The 15,489-nt window shown below is 54.0% G+C and carries 16 protein-coding genes and 1 other annotated feature; of the genes, 6 read left to right on the top strand and 10 right to left on the bottom strand.

Annotated features, from left to right (window positions below; translation table 11 throughout):
* Positions 1 to 101 precede the first annotated feature (101 nt).
* The 4 genes from ACE5LO_RS02205 (at position 102) to ACE5LO_RS02190 (ending at position 3,307) form a co-directional block, all read left to right on the top strand.
* A complete protein-coding gene (locus ACE5LO_RS02205; RefSeq protein WP_375518442.1) occupies positions 102 to 1,040 on the top strand; it encodes a LysR family transcriptional regulator in 939 nt (312 codons plus the stop codon).
* A 97-nt stretch (positions 1,041 to 1,137) separates the two neighbouring features.
* Positions 1,138 to 1,674: an RNA polymerase sigma factor gene (locus ACE5LO_RS02200; RefSeq protein WP_375518441.1), complete on the top strand. Its 537-nt coding sequence runs from the start codon at positions 1,138 to 1,140 to the stop codon at positions 1,672 to 1,674.
* Complete coding sequence (locus tag ACE5LO_RS02195) at positions 1,671 to 2,114, top strand: hypothetical protein (protein ID WP_375518440.1); 444 nt, start codon at positions 1,671 to 1,673, stop codon at positions 2,112 to 2,114. Before ACE5LO_RS02200 ends, ACE5LO_RS02195 begins: the two co-directional genes overlap by 4 nt.
* Before the next feature lie 59 nt (positions 2,115 to 2,173).
* The gene (locus ACE5LO_RS02190; RefSeq protein WP_375518439.1) at positions 2,174 to 3,307 is read left to right on the top strand and encodes a hypothetical protein; all 1,134 of its coding nucleotides are present in this window, start codon (positions 2,174 to 2,176) and stop codon (positions 3,305 to 3,307) included.
* A 167-nt stretch (positions 3,308 to 3,474) separates the two neighbouring features.
* On the opposite strand, the gene ACE5LO_RS02185 is transcribed toward ACE5LO_RS02190, so the two are convergent.
* Positions 3,475 to 4,110 carry an FMN-dependent NADH-azoreductase gene (locus ACE5LO_RS02185; protein ID WP_375518438.1) on the bottom strand — a complete coding sequence of 212 codons (636 nt, stop codon included), beginning with the start codon at positions 4,108 to 4,110 and terminating at the stop codon, positions 3,475 to 3,477.
* Between the two features lie 127 nt (positions 4,111 to 4,237).
* Positions 4,238 to 5,122, bottom strand: a complete 885-nt coding sequence (locus tag ACE5LO_RS02180) for an SDR family oxidoreductase (RefSeq protein ID WP_375518437.1) — start codon at positions 5,120 to 5,122, stop codon at positions 4,238 to 4,240.
* Between the two features lie 187 nt (positions 5,123 to 5,309).
* Between ACE5LO_RS02180 and ACE5LO_RS02175 the strand changes: the two genes are divergently transcribed.
* Positions 5,310 to 5,948 (top strand): TetR/AcrR family transcriptional regulator, encoded by a 639-nt coding sequence (locus ACE5LO_RS02175; protein ID WP_375518436.1) that lies wholly within the window; start codon positions 5,310 to 5,312, stop codon positions 5,946 to 5,948.
* Between the two features lie 121 nt (positions 5,949 to 6,069).
* On the opposite strand, the gene ACE5LO_RS02170 is transcribed toward ACE5LO_RS02175, so the two are convergent.
* The 7 genes from ACE5LO_RS02170 to ACE5LO_RS02140 form a co-directional block, all read right to left on the bottom strand.
* Positions 6,070 to 6,714, bottom strand: coding sequence for a methylthioribulose 1-phosphate dehydratase (locus ACE5LO_RS02170; protein WP_375518435.1), 645 nt, complete (start codon positions 6,712 to 6,714; stop codon positions 6,070 to 6,072).
* Positions 6,715 to 7,404, bottom strand: coding sequence for a 2-hydroxy-3-keto-5-methylthiopentenyl-1-phosphate phosphatase (locus ACE5LO_RS02165; protein WP_375518434.1), 690 nt, complete (start codon positions 7,402 to 7,404; stop codon positions 6,715 to 6,717).
* Positions 7,401 to 8,612, bottom strand: a complete 1,212-nt coding sequence (locus ACE5LO_RS02160; protein ID WP_375518433.1) for a 2,3-diketo-5-methylthiopentyl-1-phosphate enolase — start codon at positions 8,610 to 8,612, stop codon at positions 7,401 to 7,403. Before ACE5LO_RS02160 ends, ACE5LO_RS02165 begins: the two co-directional genes overlap by 4 nt.
* Complete coding sequence (gene proC, locus ACE5LO_RS02155; protein WP_375518432.1) at positions 8,609 to 9,475, bottom strand: pyrroline-5-carboxylate reductase; 867 nt, start codon at positions 9,473 to 9,475, stop codon at positions 8,609 to 8,611. The genes ACE5LO_RS02160 and proC overlap by 4 nt, the downstream gene beginning before the upstream one ends.
* 58 nt (positions 9,476 to 9,533) lie before the next feature.
* Positions 9,534 to 10,781, bottom strand: coding sequence for a glutamate-5-semialdehyde dehydrogenase (locus tag ACE5LO_RS02150; RefSeq protein ID WP_375518431.1), 1,248 nt, complete (start codon positions 10,779 to 10,781; stop codon positions 9,534 to 9,536).
* A gap of 36 nt (positions 10,782 to 10,817) precedes the next feature.
* A complete protein-coding gene (gene proB, locus ACE5LO_RS02145) occupies positions 10,818 to 11,918 on the bottom strand; it encodes a glutamate 5-kinase (protein ID WP_375518430.1) in 1,101 nt (366 codons plus the stop codon).
* Between the two features lie 68 nt (positions 11,919 to 11,986).
* Positions 11,987 to 12,197 (bottom strand) — a binding site (T-box leader).
* Between the two features lie 64 nt (positions 12,198 to 12,261).
* Complete coding sequence (locus ACE5LO_RS02140; protein WP_375518429.1) at positions 12,262 to 13,470, bottom strand: pyridoxal phosphate-dependent aminotransferase; 1,209 nt, start codon at positions 13,468 to 13,470, stop codon at positions 12,262 to 12,264.
* A 186-nt stretch (positions 13,471 to 13,656) separates the two neighbouring features.
* Between ACE5LO_RS02140 and ACE5LO_RS02135 the strand changes: the two genes are divergently transcribed.
* Positions 13,657 to 14,472, top strand: coding sequence for a carbon-nitrogen family hydrolase (locus ACE5LO_RS02135; protein WP_375518428.1), 816 nt, complete (start codon positions 13,657 to 13,659; stop codon positions 14,470 to 14,472).
* 29 nt (positions 14,473 to 14,501) lie between these two features.
* On the opposite strand, the gene ACE5LO_RS02130 is transcribed toward ACE5LO_RS02135, so the two are convergent.
* Positions 14,502 to 15,422 (bottom strand): LysR family transcriptional regulator, encoded by a 921-nt coding sequence (locus tag ACE5LO_RS02130; RefSeq protein WP_375518427.1) that lies wholly within the window; start codon positions 15,420 to 15,422, stop codon positions 14,502 to 14,504.
* Positions 15,423 to 15,489: the final 67 nt, after the last annotated feature.

The following is a 15,489-nucleotide window of genomic DNA, read 5'->3' as shown; positions in this document are numbered from 1 at the left end:
TTTTCTTGAATTTGAATCCAGCTTAACAGATAATAGGTTCATCGGAAAAACGGAATTATTAAATCATTTGCATCGGTATTATCGATGGAAGAGGAGGAGCTATGGAATCCCGCAATTTATTTACATTCCTTGTCGTCGTGGAAGAGGGAGGCTTTACGCGTGCCGCCCAGCGGCTCGATTATGCGCAATCCAGCATAACGGCGCAGATTCAGGCGCTTGAAACGGAACTGGGCACACCGCTGTTTGACAGAATAGGCAAGAAAATTGTGCTGACAGATGCGGGCAGAAAGCTTCTGCCCTATGCCCAGGAAATTTCCAAGATGCATGCTTTGGCCAAAGACGCTGTCCATTCGGTTACAGAAATGGGTGGCACGCTGATGATCGGTGCGCCGGAATCGCTGGCCGCGTACCGTCTGCCTGCCGTGCTGCGGGAATATCGTGACCGTTATCCTAATGTGAAAATCACCCTGAAACCTGGCTTATGCCGGGAGCTGAAGGACCAGGTCCGGTCGGGGCAGCTGGATCTGGCTTTTTTGCTGCAGCCGGAAGCAGAGGGTAAGGAGCTCCATACCGAGTTGCTTGTCGAAGAGGAGATGGCGTTGATCGCTCCGCCGGGTCACCCGCTTGCAGAACTGGAACATGTGGAGCCCGTTCATCTCAGACAGGAAACGATTCTGCATACCGAAGCCGGCTGCACTTACAGAGCCCTCTTTGAGCAGCATCTGAACAGCTGCGGAATTTTCCCGGACCCGAGTCTTGAATTCTGGAACATCGAGGCCATCAAGCAGTGTGTTATGACAGGGCTCGGCCTGTCATTATTACCGCTCGTAACCGTACAGAATGAGCTGAAGGAGGGCAAGCTGCGGCGGCTGAACTGGGATGACAGCCTGCAGCGTGTCTCGACACAGGTTGTGTATCATACAAAAAAGTGGCAGTCACCCGCTTTAAGCGAGCTGCTGCGGATCATATCGAAGCATGCTGCGGAATGGCGGCAAATTCCTGCACCAGCAGTTGATACTCATGCTTATCTAAATCGATAACGGAATAAATAAAAACTTTTTATAAATAGTTGCAGGGGGAGCTGCAGGCTGTTGCGTCTATAGGTTTGGGAAGGAGGAGACAGTCATTGAAACGGACATGTTAATCGCACGGATCCGGCGCGGGGAAGAGAGCGCTTTTCGCGAGCTGGTGGACCGGTACAGCAGGCATGTATACCAGACGGCCTATTCGGTTCTTCAGGATGCAAAGGAAGCGGAGGATGTCTCCCAGGAAACGTTCGTACAGGTGTACACTTCTCTTTCCCAGTACCGCAATGAAGGCTTTAAGTCATGGCTGACCAGAATAGCGGTTCGTAAAGCCATCGATACCAAACGAAGGCGCAGCCGCAGAACGGCCGATATGACTGTAGCGGATGAAGCTCTGCTTCTTCTTCCTTCCCACGAAGAGGATATACTGGGCAGACTGATTCGCCAGGAGCGGCGCAGTGAGCTGGCAGATAAGATCGAATCGCTGCCCGAGCAGCATAAGGAAATGGTTACTGCCTTTTATTTGCAAGGCAAAAGCTACGAACAGTTGGCGGAAGAGATGCAGGTGGCTGTAAAAACGGTCGAATCCCGATTGTACAGGGCAAGGCTATGGATTCGGCGCAATTGGAATGAGGAGGAATGGCGATGAATAGCGGCAGCAGCATATCAGCGCAGGACATAAGGACTTATATTCATGGCGGCTGCACCGCAGAGCAGGCGGATTACATAGAACAGCTGCTGCTCGAGGATGAAGCCGCTTTTGCAGAATACATGAAGGAGCTTGAGCGGCTGCAGGATCGTCTGCCGGAGCTTGACAATCCGGTCTCATTTGCCGAGCGGGTCATGGCCGGTTTGCCGGTCAGCAATAACAAAGCAGCGTCCGGCAAGCAGGCTGGGCAGCGCTGGTATGAGCACGCCTTTTTCCATTATGCGTTGGCTGCAAGCATTACGCTTCTGATTCTGTTTTCGGGCGCTTTCGACAAGCTGACCGCAGAGCGTTCGCTGCTGCTGGAGCAAAGCTCTGCCCCTTCGTACAGCGCTGAGGCAATGAAAGCAGCCACCGGCTGGCTGGACAGGATGAAGCAGTAGCGGACCGCACCGCTTCAGACCTTGGATTTAAATGATAATACAGAAAGGATGAACAAATTATGCCGGATCCTCAGCGGAGCAGGCTGCTGGCGCTGCTTTTGAATATGGTGCCTGGTCTCGGGTTCTTTTATTGGAACAGGAAATTTGCTGGATTTATATATATGCTTCTGTTTTTTGGCGGTATAACAGGAGGAGCGCTTCTGTGCGCCATCGGCGATGAAGATTTCTTTTTGTTGCTGACGTTTTTGGGGGCAGTAGCGGTATGGGGCATCAGCATGCTGCATCTCCTGCTCAGGCTGCTCAGCAGTCAGAATGCTTATTATCCGCCTGCGGGTTACCCCTATGGTCCTCCCGGGGAAGGCGGCGGTGCTTATCCGGATGCATTCCCGGATTATGAGCAGCATATCCCACAGCCGGTATCCAGGAAGAGTGAAAAGCTCAATACCATTCTGCTTTCGTTCATCCCGGGATTGGGTCATTTATACATAGGCCTGATGCAGCGGGGGCTGTCGTTTCTGATCACCTTTTTTGGCATTGGTGTTGTGACTTTCTTTGCTGCTGTCATCACTGGCACAGAGAGCTTTCTTGTCTTTCTCGGCATTCTGCCTGTCATCTGGCTTTACTGTGTGTTTGACGCTCTCCGGTACATTGAGTACAAGCAGGCGGGAGACATACTGAGCGACCGCACCCTGTTCGAGGAATTTGAGCTCGGAAGAGCCGGAGGCCGGCGCAGCAAGGTATTGGCCATGATTCTGTCCGCCTTTCCGGGGGCTGGTCAAATGTATCTCGGACTGCAAAAGCGCGGGCTGCAGCTCATGCTGCTGTTTGTCGGGGGGATATATGTCCTTGATGTCCTTAGACTGAGCGTGTTTTTGTTCCTCATTCCCGTCATCTGGTTCTACAGCTTCTTTGACGGACTGCAGCAGGCAAGCCGCTATGAGCGGGAGCCGCTGGAGGACAGACCGATTCTGGAAATGTTTGCGCAGCATCAGAAGCTGCTCGGGTTGATATTGCTTTGCATGGGTCTGTACTTTGTGATGATGAACATAGTTGTGCCGTTTATTGATATGCGTTTACCAGAGCTGCGCCTGCAGGAACGGATTGATACTCACCTGCGTACGGTAATCGTGTCCGTGGTGCTGATCGGAGGGGGAACCAAGCTGCTTATGGGCAGCAGGAGGAGAGCAAGCTGAGCATACACTACGGCTATCCCGGACAAAAAGCGCTGAGCGCGGTCAGCAGGCTGGACGGCAATGTTTACGCCAAGCTGGATGGATTCTTTACCTTTTAACGTTCAATGGAGCAAAACCGCTCAACGAGATCTTCGTTGAGCGGTTTTTTTGTAGTTTCGTCCTCTTCCTTAAAATGTGGCCGCCAGCTGTTTCGCCCGCTCTATTGCTTCCTCTTTGATGGCCTGCGCCCGGTCCGGCTGGGCGTTCATGCCTTCCACGAACAGCGCCTCAAATGAGGTAATGCCCCAGAAGCCGCTCACGATCCGCAAATAGCGGCTCCCGGACTCCAGCTCCTTGGCCGGTCCTTCGGAATAAATTCCACCGTTGGCCTGGATATGAAGCACCTTTTTATCTGTCAGCAGACCTACCGGCCCTTCAGCGGTATAGCGGAACGTTTTGCCTGCCACGCAGACGGCGTCCGTATAAGCCTTCAAAATCGGAGGGAACGAAAAGTTCCACATCGGGTTCACAAAAACATATTTGTCCGCACTAATGAACTGGTCGACAATTTCATTCAGGCGGTTCACCTTCGTCTGCTCGTCAGGGCTTAACTGCGAAAACTCCGTGCCAGAAGCGAGCTTGCCCCAGCCGCTGAATACGTCGGCATCAATATGCGGCACATGAATCTTGTATAAATCCAGATGCTCTACCTTGTCCTGCGGATTCGCATGCTGATAGGCTGTGCGGAAGGCTTCTCCCACAGCCATGCTGTAAGAGCTGTGATGGTCATGCGGATGGGCCGTAATGTATAGAACTGTTGCCAATCGGATTCGCTCCCTTGTTCAAATTTTGGTCTCCATGTTAGTGTGAGCCGGGAAAGGAATTTTTATAATGTCCCGGCCCGGTTTCTTGAGATAGGGAGCGTCCGGGCAGCGAAGAGGTGAAGGATGTTCAACGGTTAAAGTAGTGACCCTGTTCGAGATCCGGGATCAGTGCAGGGTGCACTGGCCGCCATCCCAAACGTTCCTGGGTCAGTGCGCTCGATGTTTGTTCGCCGACGGACGCAAAGTGGCTGATCCAGCCGAAGTGGCCGTCTGCCTCTGCGCGGGAAATACTGACCACTGGCAGGTTCAGTTGGCGGCCGATTACGCCCGCGATATCCCGGAATGGCACACCCTCATCAGCAACCCCGTGATATCTGGCTCCTGCCTCTCCCTTCTCAAGCGCCAGTCTGAAGAGACGTGCGGCATCAAGCTGGTGCACCGCAGGCCAGTGGTTCAGGCCGTCACCCACATAGGCTGAAACGCCTTTTTCACGCGCGATGCCAATCAGAGTCGGAACAAAGCCGTGATCCCCATTGCCATGGACCGACGGTGCAAGCCGCACCACTGATGCGCGCACCCCGCGCGAAGCCAGCGCAAGCGTCGCTTCCTCGGAGCGCCGCGGCCCTCCCGGGGCGGGTTCGACCTCTTCCGTCCAGGTACGTCCCGGCGGGAGCATGAGCGTCCCCGAGGTACCCACGAATGGTTTGCCAGTGCCTGCGAGCACTGCTCCAATCGTTTCAATCGCGAGCCTGTCCGCCTCACAAGCGGCCGCAAAGTTCAAGAAGTCATGGATGAAAGCAAGGTGAATGACGCCGTCCGCAGCGGCAGCACCACTGCGAAGACTGTCGAGGTCGTCGAGGGCACCGCGATGAACCTCGGCCCCGGCTGCAATCAGCGACGCGGCGGCCTTGTCTGAACGGGCAAGGCCAACGACCTGATGCCCTGCATCGATAAGCTCGCGGACGACGGCGGAGCCAACAAAACCCGTCGCACCTGTTACAAAAATACGCATACTTTTCAGTCCTCCTCTAATGGATCAGATATGGGATGTCCGGTTACAGAGTGATTATATAACAGGGGATTAACAAAGTAAACTATTTTTATTATTTTAGTTAACTTAATTAAATTTATAAATGGTGTTTGTGGTGCTGAAAATTTGGTATAATATCGTTTATGAGTGTCGAAGGAGGCTTCAATTCGTGAGAAAACCCGCAGGTACAAATAAATATATCGCCAAAATAAAACCTGTTATTCGCAACACCAAATTCAGCCAATTAAAAATAGACGATATCGCGAAGTATATGGATATTAGCAAAGTGACGCTTTATAAGTATTTTTCATCCAAAGATGAGATCATCCAGCAGGTTGTAGAGTACTCGATCAGCTTCCTGCAAGAGGTTGATGCAGTTGAACAGGATGATTCCGTATCTTTTGTGGAGCGCTTTCAAAAAACGTTTTTGCAATCGTTGATATGTGTCATTTATTTTTCTGATGTGTTTTTACAGGATCTCAAAGAATTTTATCCGCATCTTTTTGAAAATCTGGCCATTGCCCTAATAAATAGAAATCAAAATTTACAGGCTTTTTTTGAATCCGGGATGGAGCAGGGTATTTTTAACAGAATGAATGCAGTGCTGTTTATGGTTCAAGATGATGCTGTGCTGCGGCGCATGATGGAGCCATCCTTCTCCATCCAGTATGATGTCACCCTGAAACAAGCAATTATTGATTTTTATAACATGAAAAAGTATCAATTGCTTACACCGGAATATCTGGGCTCTATAGACGATTCCGTGGTTGAAAATGAGCTTGCGAAAATTTTACAAACTATTTCATAAACATTTTGTCGAGAGGGGGCATCTCAGAACATAAAAAGGAGAGCCCCGGATCAACAGACCTTTTGGGACATCTCCTTTACTCGAATACTCGAACTGTCAGGTGCCTTTTACTTGGTGAGCATTATTTGTTCAGCAGCAAAGATCTGTAGACCGACTCAAACAGAAACTCAAAGGCTTCCAGATGCTTCTTGGCCTCAAACGCGTCGCGGCCCCACGCATAGATACCGTGATTACGCAGCAGAATGCCGGGAACCTGCTCATTTAATACACCAGGCACCAGCTTGGCGATGGCGGAAATATCGGCATAGTTGGGCAGCACAGGAACGGCAATCGCCGCATTTTCCTCCCAGATGTTGAAAGCCTTGATCAGCTCAATGCCCTGCAGCGGAACAGCGCCTTGTTCCCCGTAATACTCGGAAATCAGGTTGTTGAACACGGTATGGACGTGGAACACGGCCCCGCAGCCTGTCAGGCGGTAAATTTCGCAGTGAATCAGCGTCTCCGCACTCGGCTTCAGGTTGGTAGTCTCCGCCGGTCGTCCTGCCTGATCCACGATCAGAAAATCCTCCGCTGTCCGCTTGGATTTGTCTTTACCGCTCGCCGTAATGGCAAAGTGGAACCGTTCTCCATCCATTTCACCTACCCGCATCGACAAATTGCCGCTTGTGCCGGGAAACCAGTTACGGGCTGCGAACAGTTCCTTTACGTCTGCCAATTCTTCGAGTACACGCCGTTTTTCCTCGGCAGGAATATGGACCAGGCTCACTTACAGCACTCCTTCTTCAAACTTCAATTTCAGATCAGAGACGATATCGTCAAACGTTGCAAACGGAACATGGGACACGCCCAGTTCCGCGCATTTGTCGGTCAGTATGGAGCGGGAGTAGACGAAATCGGCAATTTTCGCGCCTTCAAAATCGGTCAGGCTGTCCCCGATCAGTATCCGGCGGTAGCTGTCGGCAGGAAAACGCCGCATAACGGTCGTTTTGCACATCCCGCAGCCACTGTCAAACATGTTGCTGCACTGGTTATCACAAGGATGGGGCCAAGTGATTTCGATGTGATCTCCCGAAAAATCCGCGCCATTGCAAAAAATATGATCATGCGGGATGCCGAATGGCTTCAGCAACGGATCGATAAAAAAGTCCATACCGCCGCTGGTCACATAAAATTCGATACCTTGCTCCTGCAAATAGTCAAGGAAGCGTCCAAAACCTTCGCGGATAGCGGCTTGTCCAAGCACAAATTGCACAATCTCCTCCTTGCGCGACGAGGGGAGCAGGGAGAACATCGCGCTGACTCCCTCACGGACGGAGATCCGCTGCTGAATGATATCGTCCAGAATCGGTTCATAACCCGGCGGGCGGAAATGCTTTATAATGGCGACAATATTGTCGCTCACGGTGATCGTGCCGTCAAAATCACAAAAGATGACAGGCTTCCTCGCTGCTGTCATCGTTCTCCTCCCCATAATTGCAAAGCAGACTGCAGTTCCGGATGGGAGGCAGCATATTCGGCGAGCGGAATGTGCTGTCCCGCAGCTTCGATCGCCTGCATGAAAGCGCGGCCGCCGGCTTCCGTGCCCATCGGATGGCCGTGGATACCACCGCCGGCGTTGATCACGACATCCTGGCCGAAATCGCGCAAAATCAAGGGCACAAGCCCCGGATGAATTCCTGCCGAAGGTACGGGCAGACTCGTTTTTATAGGCAAATTCGTACGCAGCAGCTCATCCCGGATGGCCATGTTCTCTTCGCGCGGCATCGTAACCGACCCGTAAGGGGAAGGGAAGAGCACCAGGTCCGCCCCGGCCAGGCGCATGAGCTGTCCGAGCAGCACAGATGCCGAAATGCCATAATAAGGAGAGGGGTAAAAGGCCCCGGCCAGCGCCGGGTGAGCTGCAATCGGCACGTTGATGTCCGGGTCGGAGCTGAGCTCATGCAGGACATCATAGCCGTAAGCCAGCACATTGAACAGAAGCGCATTCGCCCCGGCCTGCACCGCTTTGATCGCCTGGCTCCTAAGCTGGGATGTAGGTCCTGTCAGGTTGGCGGCGTAAAGCAGTTTTTTTCCCGTCTCGCGGCCGGCTTCCCCTGCCGCCTTGAGGCAAGCCTCAACACGCTTTTCGATCGGGGTCAGCTCGTTCTCGAACAGGATTTCATCATCCTTGATCAGATCGACGCCGCCCAGCGCCTGCTTTACAAATTGCTCTTTCAGCTCATCCAGATTCAACCCGATGACGGATTTGAAGATGCTCATGAACAGAGGGCGGTCATGTACATTCAGCAGCTCGCGCACTCCTTGAATGCCGAAACACGGGCCGGGGAAGGCGGACAGAAAGCGCTCCGAGAAATCGAGCTTCGTCAGTTTGATGCGCCCATCCATCGATATTTTACCAAACACCGTGACGAGCAGTGCGGGAATGTCTGCGCTGAAATTGACATCAGGATAGGCGATGGTCAGGTCGGCATAGCGCTGTCCGGGACCATTGTCCACCACTTCCACGCTGGTGACCTGACCGAGATGCTTTTGCATGGCTTCACGTTTCGTCTGTGGCAGCTCCGTCCAGCTTCCGACAGTCATGCCTACCGCGATCGACTCGGCTTTTTTGTTAAAATCCGCTTTGTCGTCGTATACGCGGTAGGTTGCCTGGCAATAGCTCATTCAATACCCTCCTTTAACGCATCTCCCATCTCACGGGAGCGCTCGGCGCAGCGGTAGACTGCGCTGATGACGGTTTCGAAGAAATCCCCTTCATCCAGCTTTTGCAGCGCGGCAATGGTTGAGCCGTTTGGCGACATGATTTTTGCGCGGAGCGCGGACGGTTCTTCTTCAGTCTGCTGTACCATCCGGGCTGCTCCAAGAACGGTTTGCACGGTCAGCTCCCGGCACTGTTCTGCTGTCAGCCCCCCGCGGATACCGGCGGCCATCATGGCTTCCATCAAGTAATAGACATAAGCCGGGCCGCTGCCTGAAATGCCGGTGAGGATTTCCATTTTATCCTCGTCAACGACAGTGACGGTGCCGACGGATTCGAACATCTGCAGCACGCTGGTCCGCTGCTCCGGAGAAATCTCCTTCGAAAAGGTAATGCCTGTGGCGCCAAGCCCGATCGAACTCGAGGTATTCGGCATCGTACGGGCAATCGGCTGGTTGCGGCCAAGCAACTGCTGCATCGTACGAATGGACAGTCCGGCGATCACGGAGATGAGCAGCTGATCTTCAGACAGCAAGGGAGCCATGGCTTTCAGCGCCGCTCCTGCATCCTTCGGCTTCATGGCAAGCACGATGACCGGAGCCCGGCGCAGCAGCTCTTCCTTGGCGGCGTCATCATTTTGTGTCACTACCCCGTAACGTGTCTTGAGCTCCAGCAGTCTTGCCGCATTGCTGCGGTTGGTTACAGTAATCCCTTCAGGCCGTACCACATGGCGGGCAATCATGCCTTTGATCAGGGATTCGGCAAGCGAGCCGGCACCCGAGAAAATGATTTGCTGTGAAATTAAGGTCTTTGGTGTAGATTCACACATGATTGAATTTTACCTCCTGCAATATCTTTGTATTGGCGCTAACCCTCTCTGGGGTGATTTATTCGCGGATTTGTCCGTCACCACGGACGATATATTTGACGGATGTAAGGGCAGGCAGACCCATCGGTCCGCGTGCATGCAGCTTCTGCGTGCTGATGCCGATCTCCGCACCGAAGCCGAATTCAAAGCCATCGGTAAAGCGGGTGGAAGCATTGTGATAGACCGCTGCCGCATCCACCTCCTGCAGAAAACGCGCGGCATTTGTCTCGTCTGCGGTAATAATGCATTCGGAATGCAGCGTGCCAAAGCGGGCAATGTGCTCCAGAGCTTCATCCAGACCGGCTACAACCTTCACGTTCAGAATGTAGTCGTTGTACTCGGTAGCGTAGTCTTCCTCGGTGACCTGCAAAGCAAAAGGCGCCAGCTCCCGTGTTCGGTCACATCCGCGCAACTCCACACCGGCTTCCCGGAAGCGCTCTGCAAGCCGGGCCAGGTGGGCAGACGCAAAATCCTCATGAACAAGCAGCGTCTCCATCGAGTTGCAGACAGACGGGCGCTGTACCTTTGCGTTGAGCGCAATCTGATCCGCCATCGCCGGATCAGCTGAAGCGTCCAGATACGTATGGCATACCCCGGCGCCGGTCTCAATCACAGGGACGGTGGCGTTTTGCACGACAGTCTGGATCAGAGATCTGCCCCCGCGCGGAATAATAACGTCGATCAGTCCGTTCAGCTTCAGCATTTCGTCTACAGAAGCTCTGTCTGCGTCCTCAATAATCTGCAGCGCATTCCGTGGAATGGCTGTAGTGTCGAGCGCCTCATGCAATATTTCCGCCAGCTTCCGGTTGGAGGACAGGGCGGCCGAGCCGCCGCGCAGCACGACCGGGTTGCCGGTCTTCAGGCACAGTCCGGCCGCGTCCACCGTTACATTGGGACGGGCCTCATAGATGATGCCGATTACGCCGAGCGGTACCCGGATCTTTTCAATATGCAGCCCGTTTGGTCTGTCCAGCACCTCCAGCGTATCGCCGACCGGATCGGGCAGGGCGGCAATTTGCCGCAAGCCTTCGGCAATGCCTTCAATCCGCGCTTCCGTAAGCTTGAGCCGGTCGAGCAGCGATTCCGAGGTACCGTTTGTACGGCCGCGCTGCAAATCGTCATCATTCGCCGCAATCAGCTCGTCACGGTGCTGCACAAGAGCTTCGGCCATAACAAGCAGCGCCTCATTCTTTTGCTGTGTGCTGAGTTTGTTTAACGCCCCGGCCGTAGCTCTTGCCAATGACGCCTTTTCCTTTACTTCACTCATTTCGTTCAACCTCCTCAAGTAATATCCTGCAAGGCTTCACAACGTAATCCACTCATCCCGATGAATGACCTCAAGCCTGTGAAGGGTCCCGATTTTTCGGATAACGTCTCCGCTTGGGAGACCGAGAATCGACCGGAGCTGCTCATCGTCATAATTGACGATGCCTCTTCCCAGAATGCGCTTTTCCGGTCCCACGACTTCAACGACATCGCCGGCACTGAACGTTCCTTCCACGTTAAAGACTCCGACAGGCAGCAGACTGTGGCCGTCGTGAAGCAGCGCTTTCTCAGCCCCGGCATCGACATGCACGGTTCCAAGAGGCGTAGACATAAAGCCGAGCCACTGCTTTTTCACGGGCAGGGAAGAAAGATGGGTATCAAAATAAGTGCCCCGTCCCGTGCCTTCAACGCTGCGCAGCAGATCCCCCGGTTCAGCTACCTTGCCTACAAATACCGGCACACCGCCGCGCACAGCCACTTTGGCGGCCTCCACCTTGGAGCGCATGCCGCCCGTACCCACGGAAGAGCCGGAGCCGCCGGCAAGCTCGTAAATTTCCTCCGTAATTTCGGAAATTCTGTCAAAGCGGACCGCCTGCGGATGCTTGCGCGGATCAGCGGTGTACAGGCCGTCCATATCCGTAATGATACTCAAGTGAGCGGCTTTGGACAGGTTGGCGACGAGGGCGGACAACATGTCGTTGTCGCCGAATTTCAGCTCATCGACCGAAACGGTGTCGTTTTCGTTGAAAATAGGGATCACCCGCTGCTCCAGAAGTTCCTCCATCGTGCGGCGCGCATTATTCATCCGCTTGCGGATGAGGAAATCGCTGCGTGTCAGCAGGATCTGGGCTGTGGTAATCCCGTGGCTGCCAAAGGCCTGCTGGTAAGCCTGCATGAGCAGAGCCTGACCTACAGCGGCAGCGGCCTGCTTCTCATGCAGCTGCTTCGGGCGAAAGCGGTAGCCGATCTCCCTGAAGCCTGCCGCCACAGCGCCTGAGGTTACAAGCAGCAGCTCGTGGCCCTCGGCATGCATGGCTGCCATTTCCGCCGCAAAGAACGAAATCGCATCCCTGTTCAGCCCCCCTTCATCCCCGGTCAGCGAGCTGCTGCCGATTTTGACAACAATACGTGAAGACATGGGTTCCACTTCCTTTAATGGCATAGACTCATTTGCAAAAAAAGACAACAAAAAAACTTTCGTCCTTAGCAAAGGACGAAAGTTTGAGCTTCCGCGGTACCACCTTCATTGATGATTGGCATCATCCGACTTCATTCCTGTAACGTCAGAGGACGTCCTGCAGGTGCAGGCCGCTCGGGGGTAGGGTTCGGAGAGGGTCAACGGTAAATTCTCACAGCCTGTCGGAATTTACTCTCTGGTCGCCACCGCTTCTCGTACTGGCCCCGTCATTGCGTTTATTGTTTTCTTATCACCAAGAATATCACGGCCGCCGCATTTTGGCAAAAGGATTAACATCCCGCTATCAGCGGAACAGGTTTAAACGGCCGATCCGCTGCGCGGCCTCCACCAGCCGTTCCTCTGTGCTCAGCAGTCCAACACGCACGTAGCCCTCGCCGTGGCTGCCGAAGCCGATGCCGGGAGCGACAGCGACCTTGGCCTCTCGCAGGAGCAAATCCGCGCAGGAAGCGGATGTAAACCCTTCCGGCACCGGCAGCCAGCTGAAGAACGAGCCCCGTGGTGCCTGCGCTTTCCAGCCGATGTCCGCAAGCGCCTGGAAGAAGGCGTTACGGCGCGATTCATACCGGCCAACCAACTCGGTTACACAATCCTGCGATGAGGTCAGTGCTGCTGCGGCCGCCTCCTGAATGCCGCCGAACAGGCTGACATACATATGGTCCTGCAGCAGGTTGATGCGGGAGATGATCTCCGCGTTGCCGAGCGCGAAGCCTACGCGCCAGCCTGCCATGTTATAAGTTTTGGACAAAGTATAAAACTCGATGCCGACCTCTTTGGCGCCTGCGGCCTGCAGAAAGCTGACCGGACGCTCGCCGTCATAGCCGATCGCCCCGTAGGCAAAATCGCTGGCCACCACAATTTGATGGCGTCCGGCAAACTCCACGGTCTCTTCATAGAAGGAGAGCGGTGCCGTCGCCGAGGTCGGATTGTTCGGATAATTCAGGAACATCAGCTTTGCTCTGTCTCGGTCTGAATCCGGGATATTCGCATAGTCCGGAAGATATCCGTTCCGTTCCAGCAAGGGCATGAAGGACATTTCCGCTTTGGCCAGCGCGACGCCTGACCAGTAATCCGGGTAGCCCGGGTCAGGCACGAGGCAGACATCCCCGGGATTCAGCAAAATCTGGGGCAGCTCCACGAGCCCTGTCTTGCCGCCGAAGAGGATGGCGACCTCCGTATCCGGGTCAAGCTCCACTCCGTAATCCTCGAGATAGCGTTGCGCGACGGCTTCCTTGAGGAAACGGTAGCCCGTAAACGGTGAATATTTATGATAGAGCGGATTGGCGGCCGCCTGCTGCAGAACCTTGACGATATGCTCCGGTGTCGGTGTATCCGGATTGCCCTGGCCGAGATTAATGACATCATGGCCTGCGGCAATCTCACGGTTGACATTCTGGACGAGTGTCGCAAAAAACTGTGTTGGAAGCTGTGTCATCACATCTGCTACAGGTATGGAAAAAGCGGCATATTTGCTGTTGGAGACCCCATTGTTCATGGAATTGTACACAACCTTTATCTTAAATTTCAATTAAAGCTAAATCTATCACTATATTCCCGAGTTGTATAGAGGGAATTAAGCGCATCCTGTTGCGTGCGGGCCCAGACCGGGATATGATGATACAAATGTTGAGATGCAGGCGGACGCGGTCAACTCTAACGGCGTCTGCGGAGGAGGGAAACCATGTCTACCGATTCAAGCCAATCTGTAAATATTGCTTTATTGCAGGCCGATATCGCGCTTGGCGAGCCGGAGGTCAACCGCCGCCATATGGAGCAGCTGATGGAACAGGCCGTGACGGCTGCAGTCAAACCGGATGTGATCGTGCTTCCGGAAATGTGGAATACCGGTTATGCCCTGGAACAGATTCATGAACTGGCCGATGTGGAAGGAAAGGAAACAAAAGAGTGGGTATCCGCCTTTGCGCGCAGGCATCGGGTGAATGTCGTGGCAGGCTCGATCGCGGAGAAAAAAGCGGACGGCGGCATCTACAACACAACCTATATATTCGACCGCAGCGGAAATACGGCTGCTTCATACTCGAAAATTCACCTGTTCCGTCTAATGGATGAGGAGAAATATTTGCAGGCTGGAAGTGAGCCTGTACTGTTCGAGCTCGATGGTGCTATGAAGGCCGGGGCATCGATTTGCTACGATATCCGCTTTCCGGAGCTTGGACGCAGGCTGGCGCTGGCGGGAGCCGACATGCTGATCGTGCCAGCGGAATGGCCTCATCCGCGGCTGCATCACTGGCGGACATTGCTGATGGCAAGAGCAATTGAAAACCAGATGTATGTGCTTGCCTGCAATCGGGTGGGAACAGGAGGCATAACGGAATTTTTCGGCCATTCGATGATTATCGATCCGTGGGGAGAGGTGATCGCCGAGGGAGGCGATCAGGAGGAAATCGTCACCGGGACGATCCATCCGGAGCTGGTCAAGGAAGTACGGGGACGGATTCCGGTGTTTGAAGACCGCCGCCCGTCTTTGTATCTGTAATTGCCTGGTCAAGTGCCGGAATGGGGCAATTACAGCCCACCCGACAATTGGCTCACCGTTTCCTCAAAGGTAGCAATAAACGCTTCAGCCGCTTTCGAGAGATGACGCCCGTTCCGGTAAGCGATTACCAGGGTGCGGCTTGGGGTAGGATCCGTGAGCTTCAGGTATACCGGCACGAATTCGCTGCTGGCAGCGCGGGCGATGAAGCGTGGCACGAGGGTGATGCCCATGCCTGTGGCGACAAGGGACTGCACCGTTTCCATATTGTTGCTTTCAAACACAACCTGCGGTTCAAAGCCGGCCTGATGGCACAAATCCATCGTAAGCTTCCTGAAGCCTTGTCCTTTCTTGAGCACGACGAACGGTTCATCCGCCAGCTCTTCCAGCCTGACCGTCTGCAGCAGTTTCTCTTCGGCAAGCTTGGCCAAGGGATGCCCTGGCGGCACGGCAAGGTCGATCACCTCTTCCCCGATGGGGACATAGGACAGGGACGGTTCGACCAGGGGGAGGGACAGCAGGCTTAAGTCGGTCTGCCCGTTCGCCGTTTTTTTCTCCAGGTTCATGGAGGAATCCTCAAGCAGCGTGATCTCGATGTCGGGATGCAGATGCTTGAAGGCAGGCAGCACATGCGGCAGTAAATGAGAGCCGGTGATCGGCATGCTGCCGACGACAACCTTGCCTTTGCGCAGCTGGGAGATGTCATCCATTTCCTGGCGCAGCACCTCCATGGCATCGACAATTTTCTGGGCTTTGTCCACAAACACCTCGCCGGCATGGGTGAGCTCAACCGCGCTCGTATTGCGCTGAAACAAAAGCACACCCAGCTCCTTCTCCAGCTTGGAAAGCTGCTGGCTCAGCGAAGGCTGCGCGATATGGAGTTTTTCGGCTGCCCTGGAGAAATTCCGTTCAGAGGCGATCTGAAGCGCGTATTGAAGCTGCCTGAATTCCATGGAACGACCATCCTTTTTAGATCTTGATATACTTGCTTCCAATATTATATCTGAATTCAAGCCGTTC

It is taken from the genome of Paenibacillus medicaginis, from assembly GCF_042138635.1.
GTDB classification, from domain to species: Bacteria; Bacillota; Bacilli; order Paenibacillales; family Paenibacillaceae; genus Paenibacillus; species Paenibacillus medicaginis.
This window is presented reverse-complemented; position numbering and strand designations above follow the sequence as displayed.

Bases quoted from the DNA above. Each gene is read 5' to 3' on its own strand.
- proB (WP_375518430.1), bottom strand. From the start codon at position 11,918: ATGTCTTCACGTATTGTTGTCAAAATCGGCAGCAGCTCGCTGACCGGG.
- ACE5LO_RS02150 (WP_375518431.1), bottom strand. From the start codon at position 10,781: ATGAGTGAAGTAAAGGAAAAGGCGTCATTGGCAAGAGCTACGGCCGGG.
- ACE5LO_RS02190 (WP_375518439.1), top strand. From the start codon at position 2,174: ATGCCGGATCCTCAGCGGAGCAGGCTGCTGGCGCTGCTTTTGAATATG.
- ACE5LO_RS02130 (WP_375518427.1), bottom strand. From the start codon at position 15,422: ATGGAATTCAGGCAGCTTCAATACGCGCTTCAGATCGCCTCTGAACGG.
- ACE5LO_RS02160 (WP_375518433.1), bottom strand. From the start codon at position 8,612: ATGAGCTATTGCCAGGCAACCTACCGCGTATACGACGACAAAGCGGAT.
- ACE5LO_RS02180 (WP_375518437.1), bottom strand. From the start codon at position 5,122: ATGCGTATTTTTGTAACAGGTGCGACGGGTTTTGTTGGCTCCGCCGTC.
- ACE5LO_RS02205 (WP_375518442.1), top strand. From the start codon at position 102: ATGGAATCCCGCAATTTATTTACATTCCTTGTCGTCGTGGAAGAGGGA.
- ACE5LO_RS02195 (WP_375518440.1), top strand. From the start codon at position 1,671: ATGAATAGCGGCAGCAGCATATCAGCGCAGGACATAAGGACTTATATT.
- proC (WP_375518432.1), bottom strand. From the start codon at position 9,475: ATGTGTGAATCTACACCAAAGACCTTAATTTCACAGCAAATCATTTTC.
- ACE5LO_RS02165 (WP_375518434.1), bottom strand. From the start codon at position 7,404: ATGACAGCAGCGAGGAAGCCTGTCATCTTTTGTGATTTTGACGGCACG.
- ACE5LO_RS02200 (WP_375518441.1), top strand. From the start codon at position 1,138: ATGTTAATCGCACGGATCCGGCGCGGGGAAGAGAGCGCTTTTCGCGAG.
- ACE5LO_RS02135 (WP_375518428.1), top strand. From the start codon at position 13,657: ATGTCTACCGATTCAAGCCAATCTGTAAATATTGCTTTATTGCAGGCC.
- ACE5LO_RS02140 (WP_375518429.1), bottom strand. From the start codon at position 13,470: ATGAACAATGGGGTCTCCAACAGCAAATATGCCGCTTTTTCCATACCT.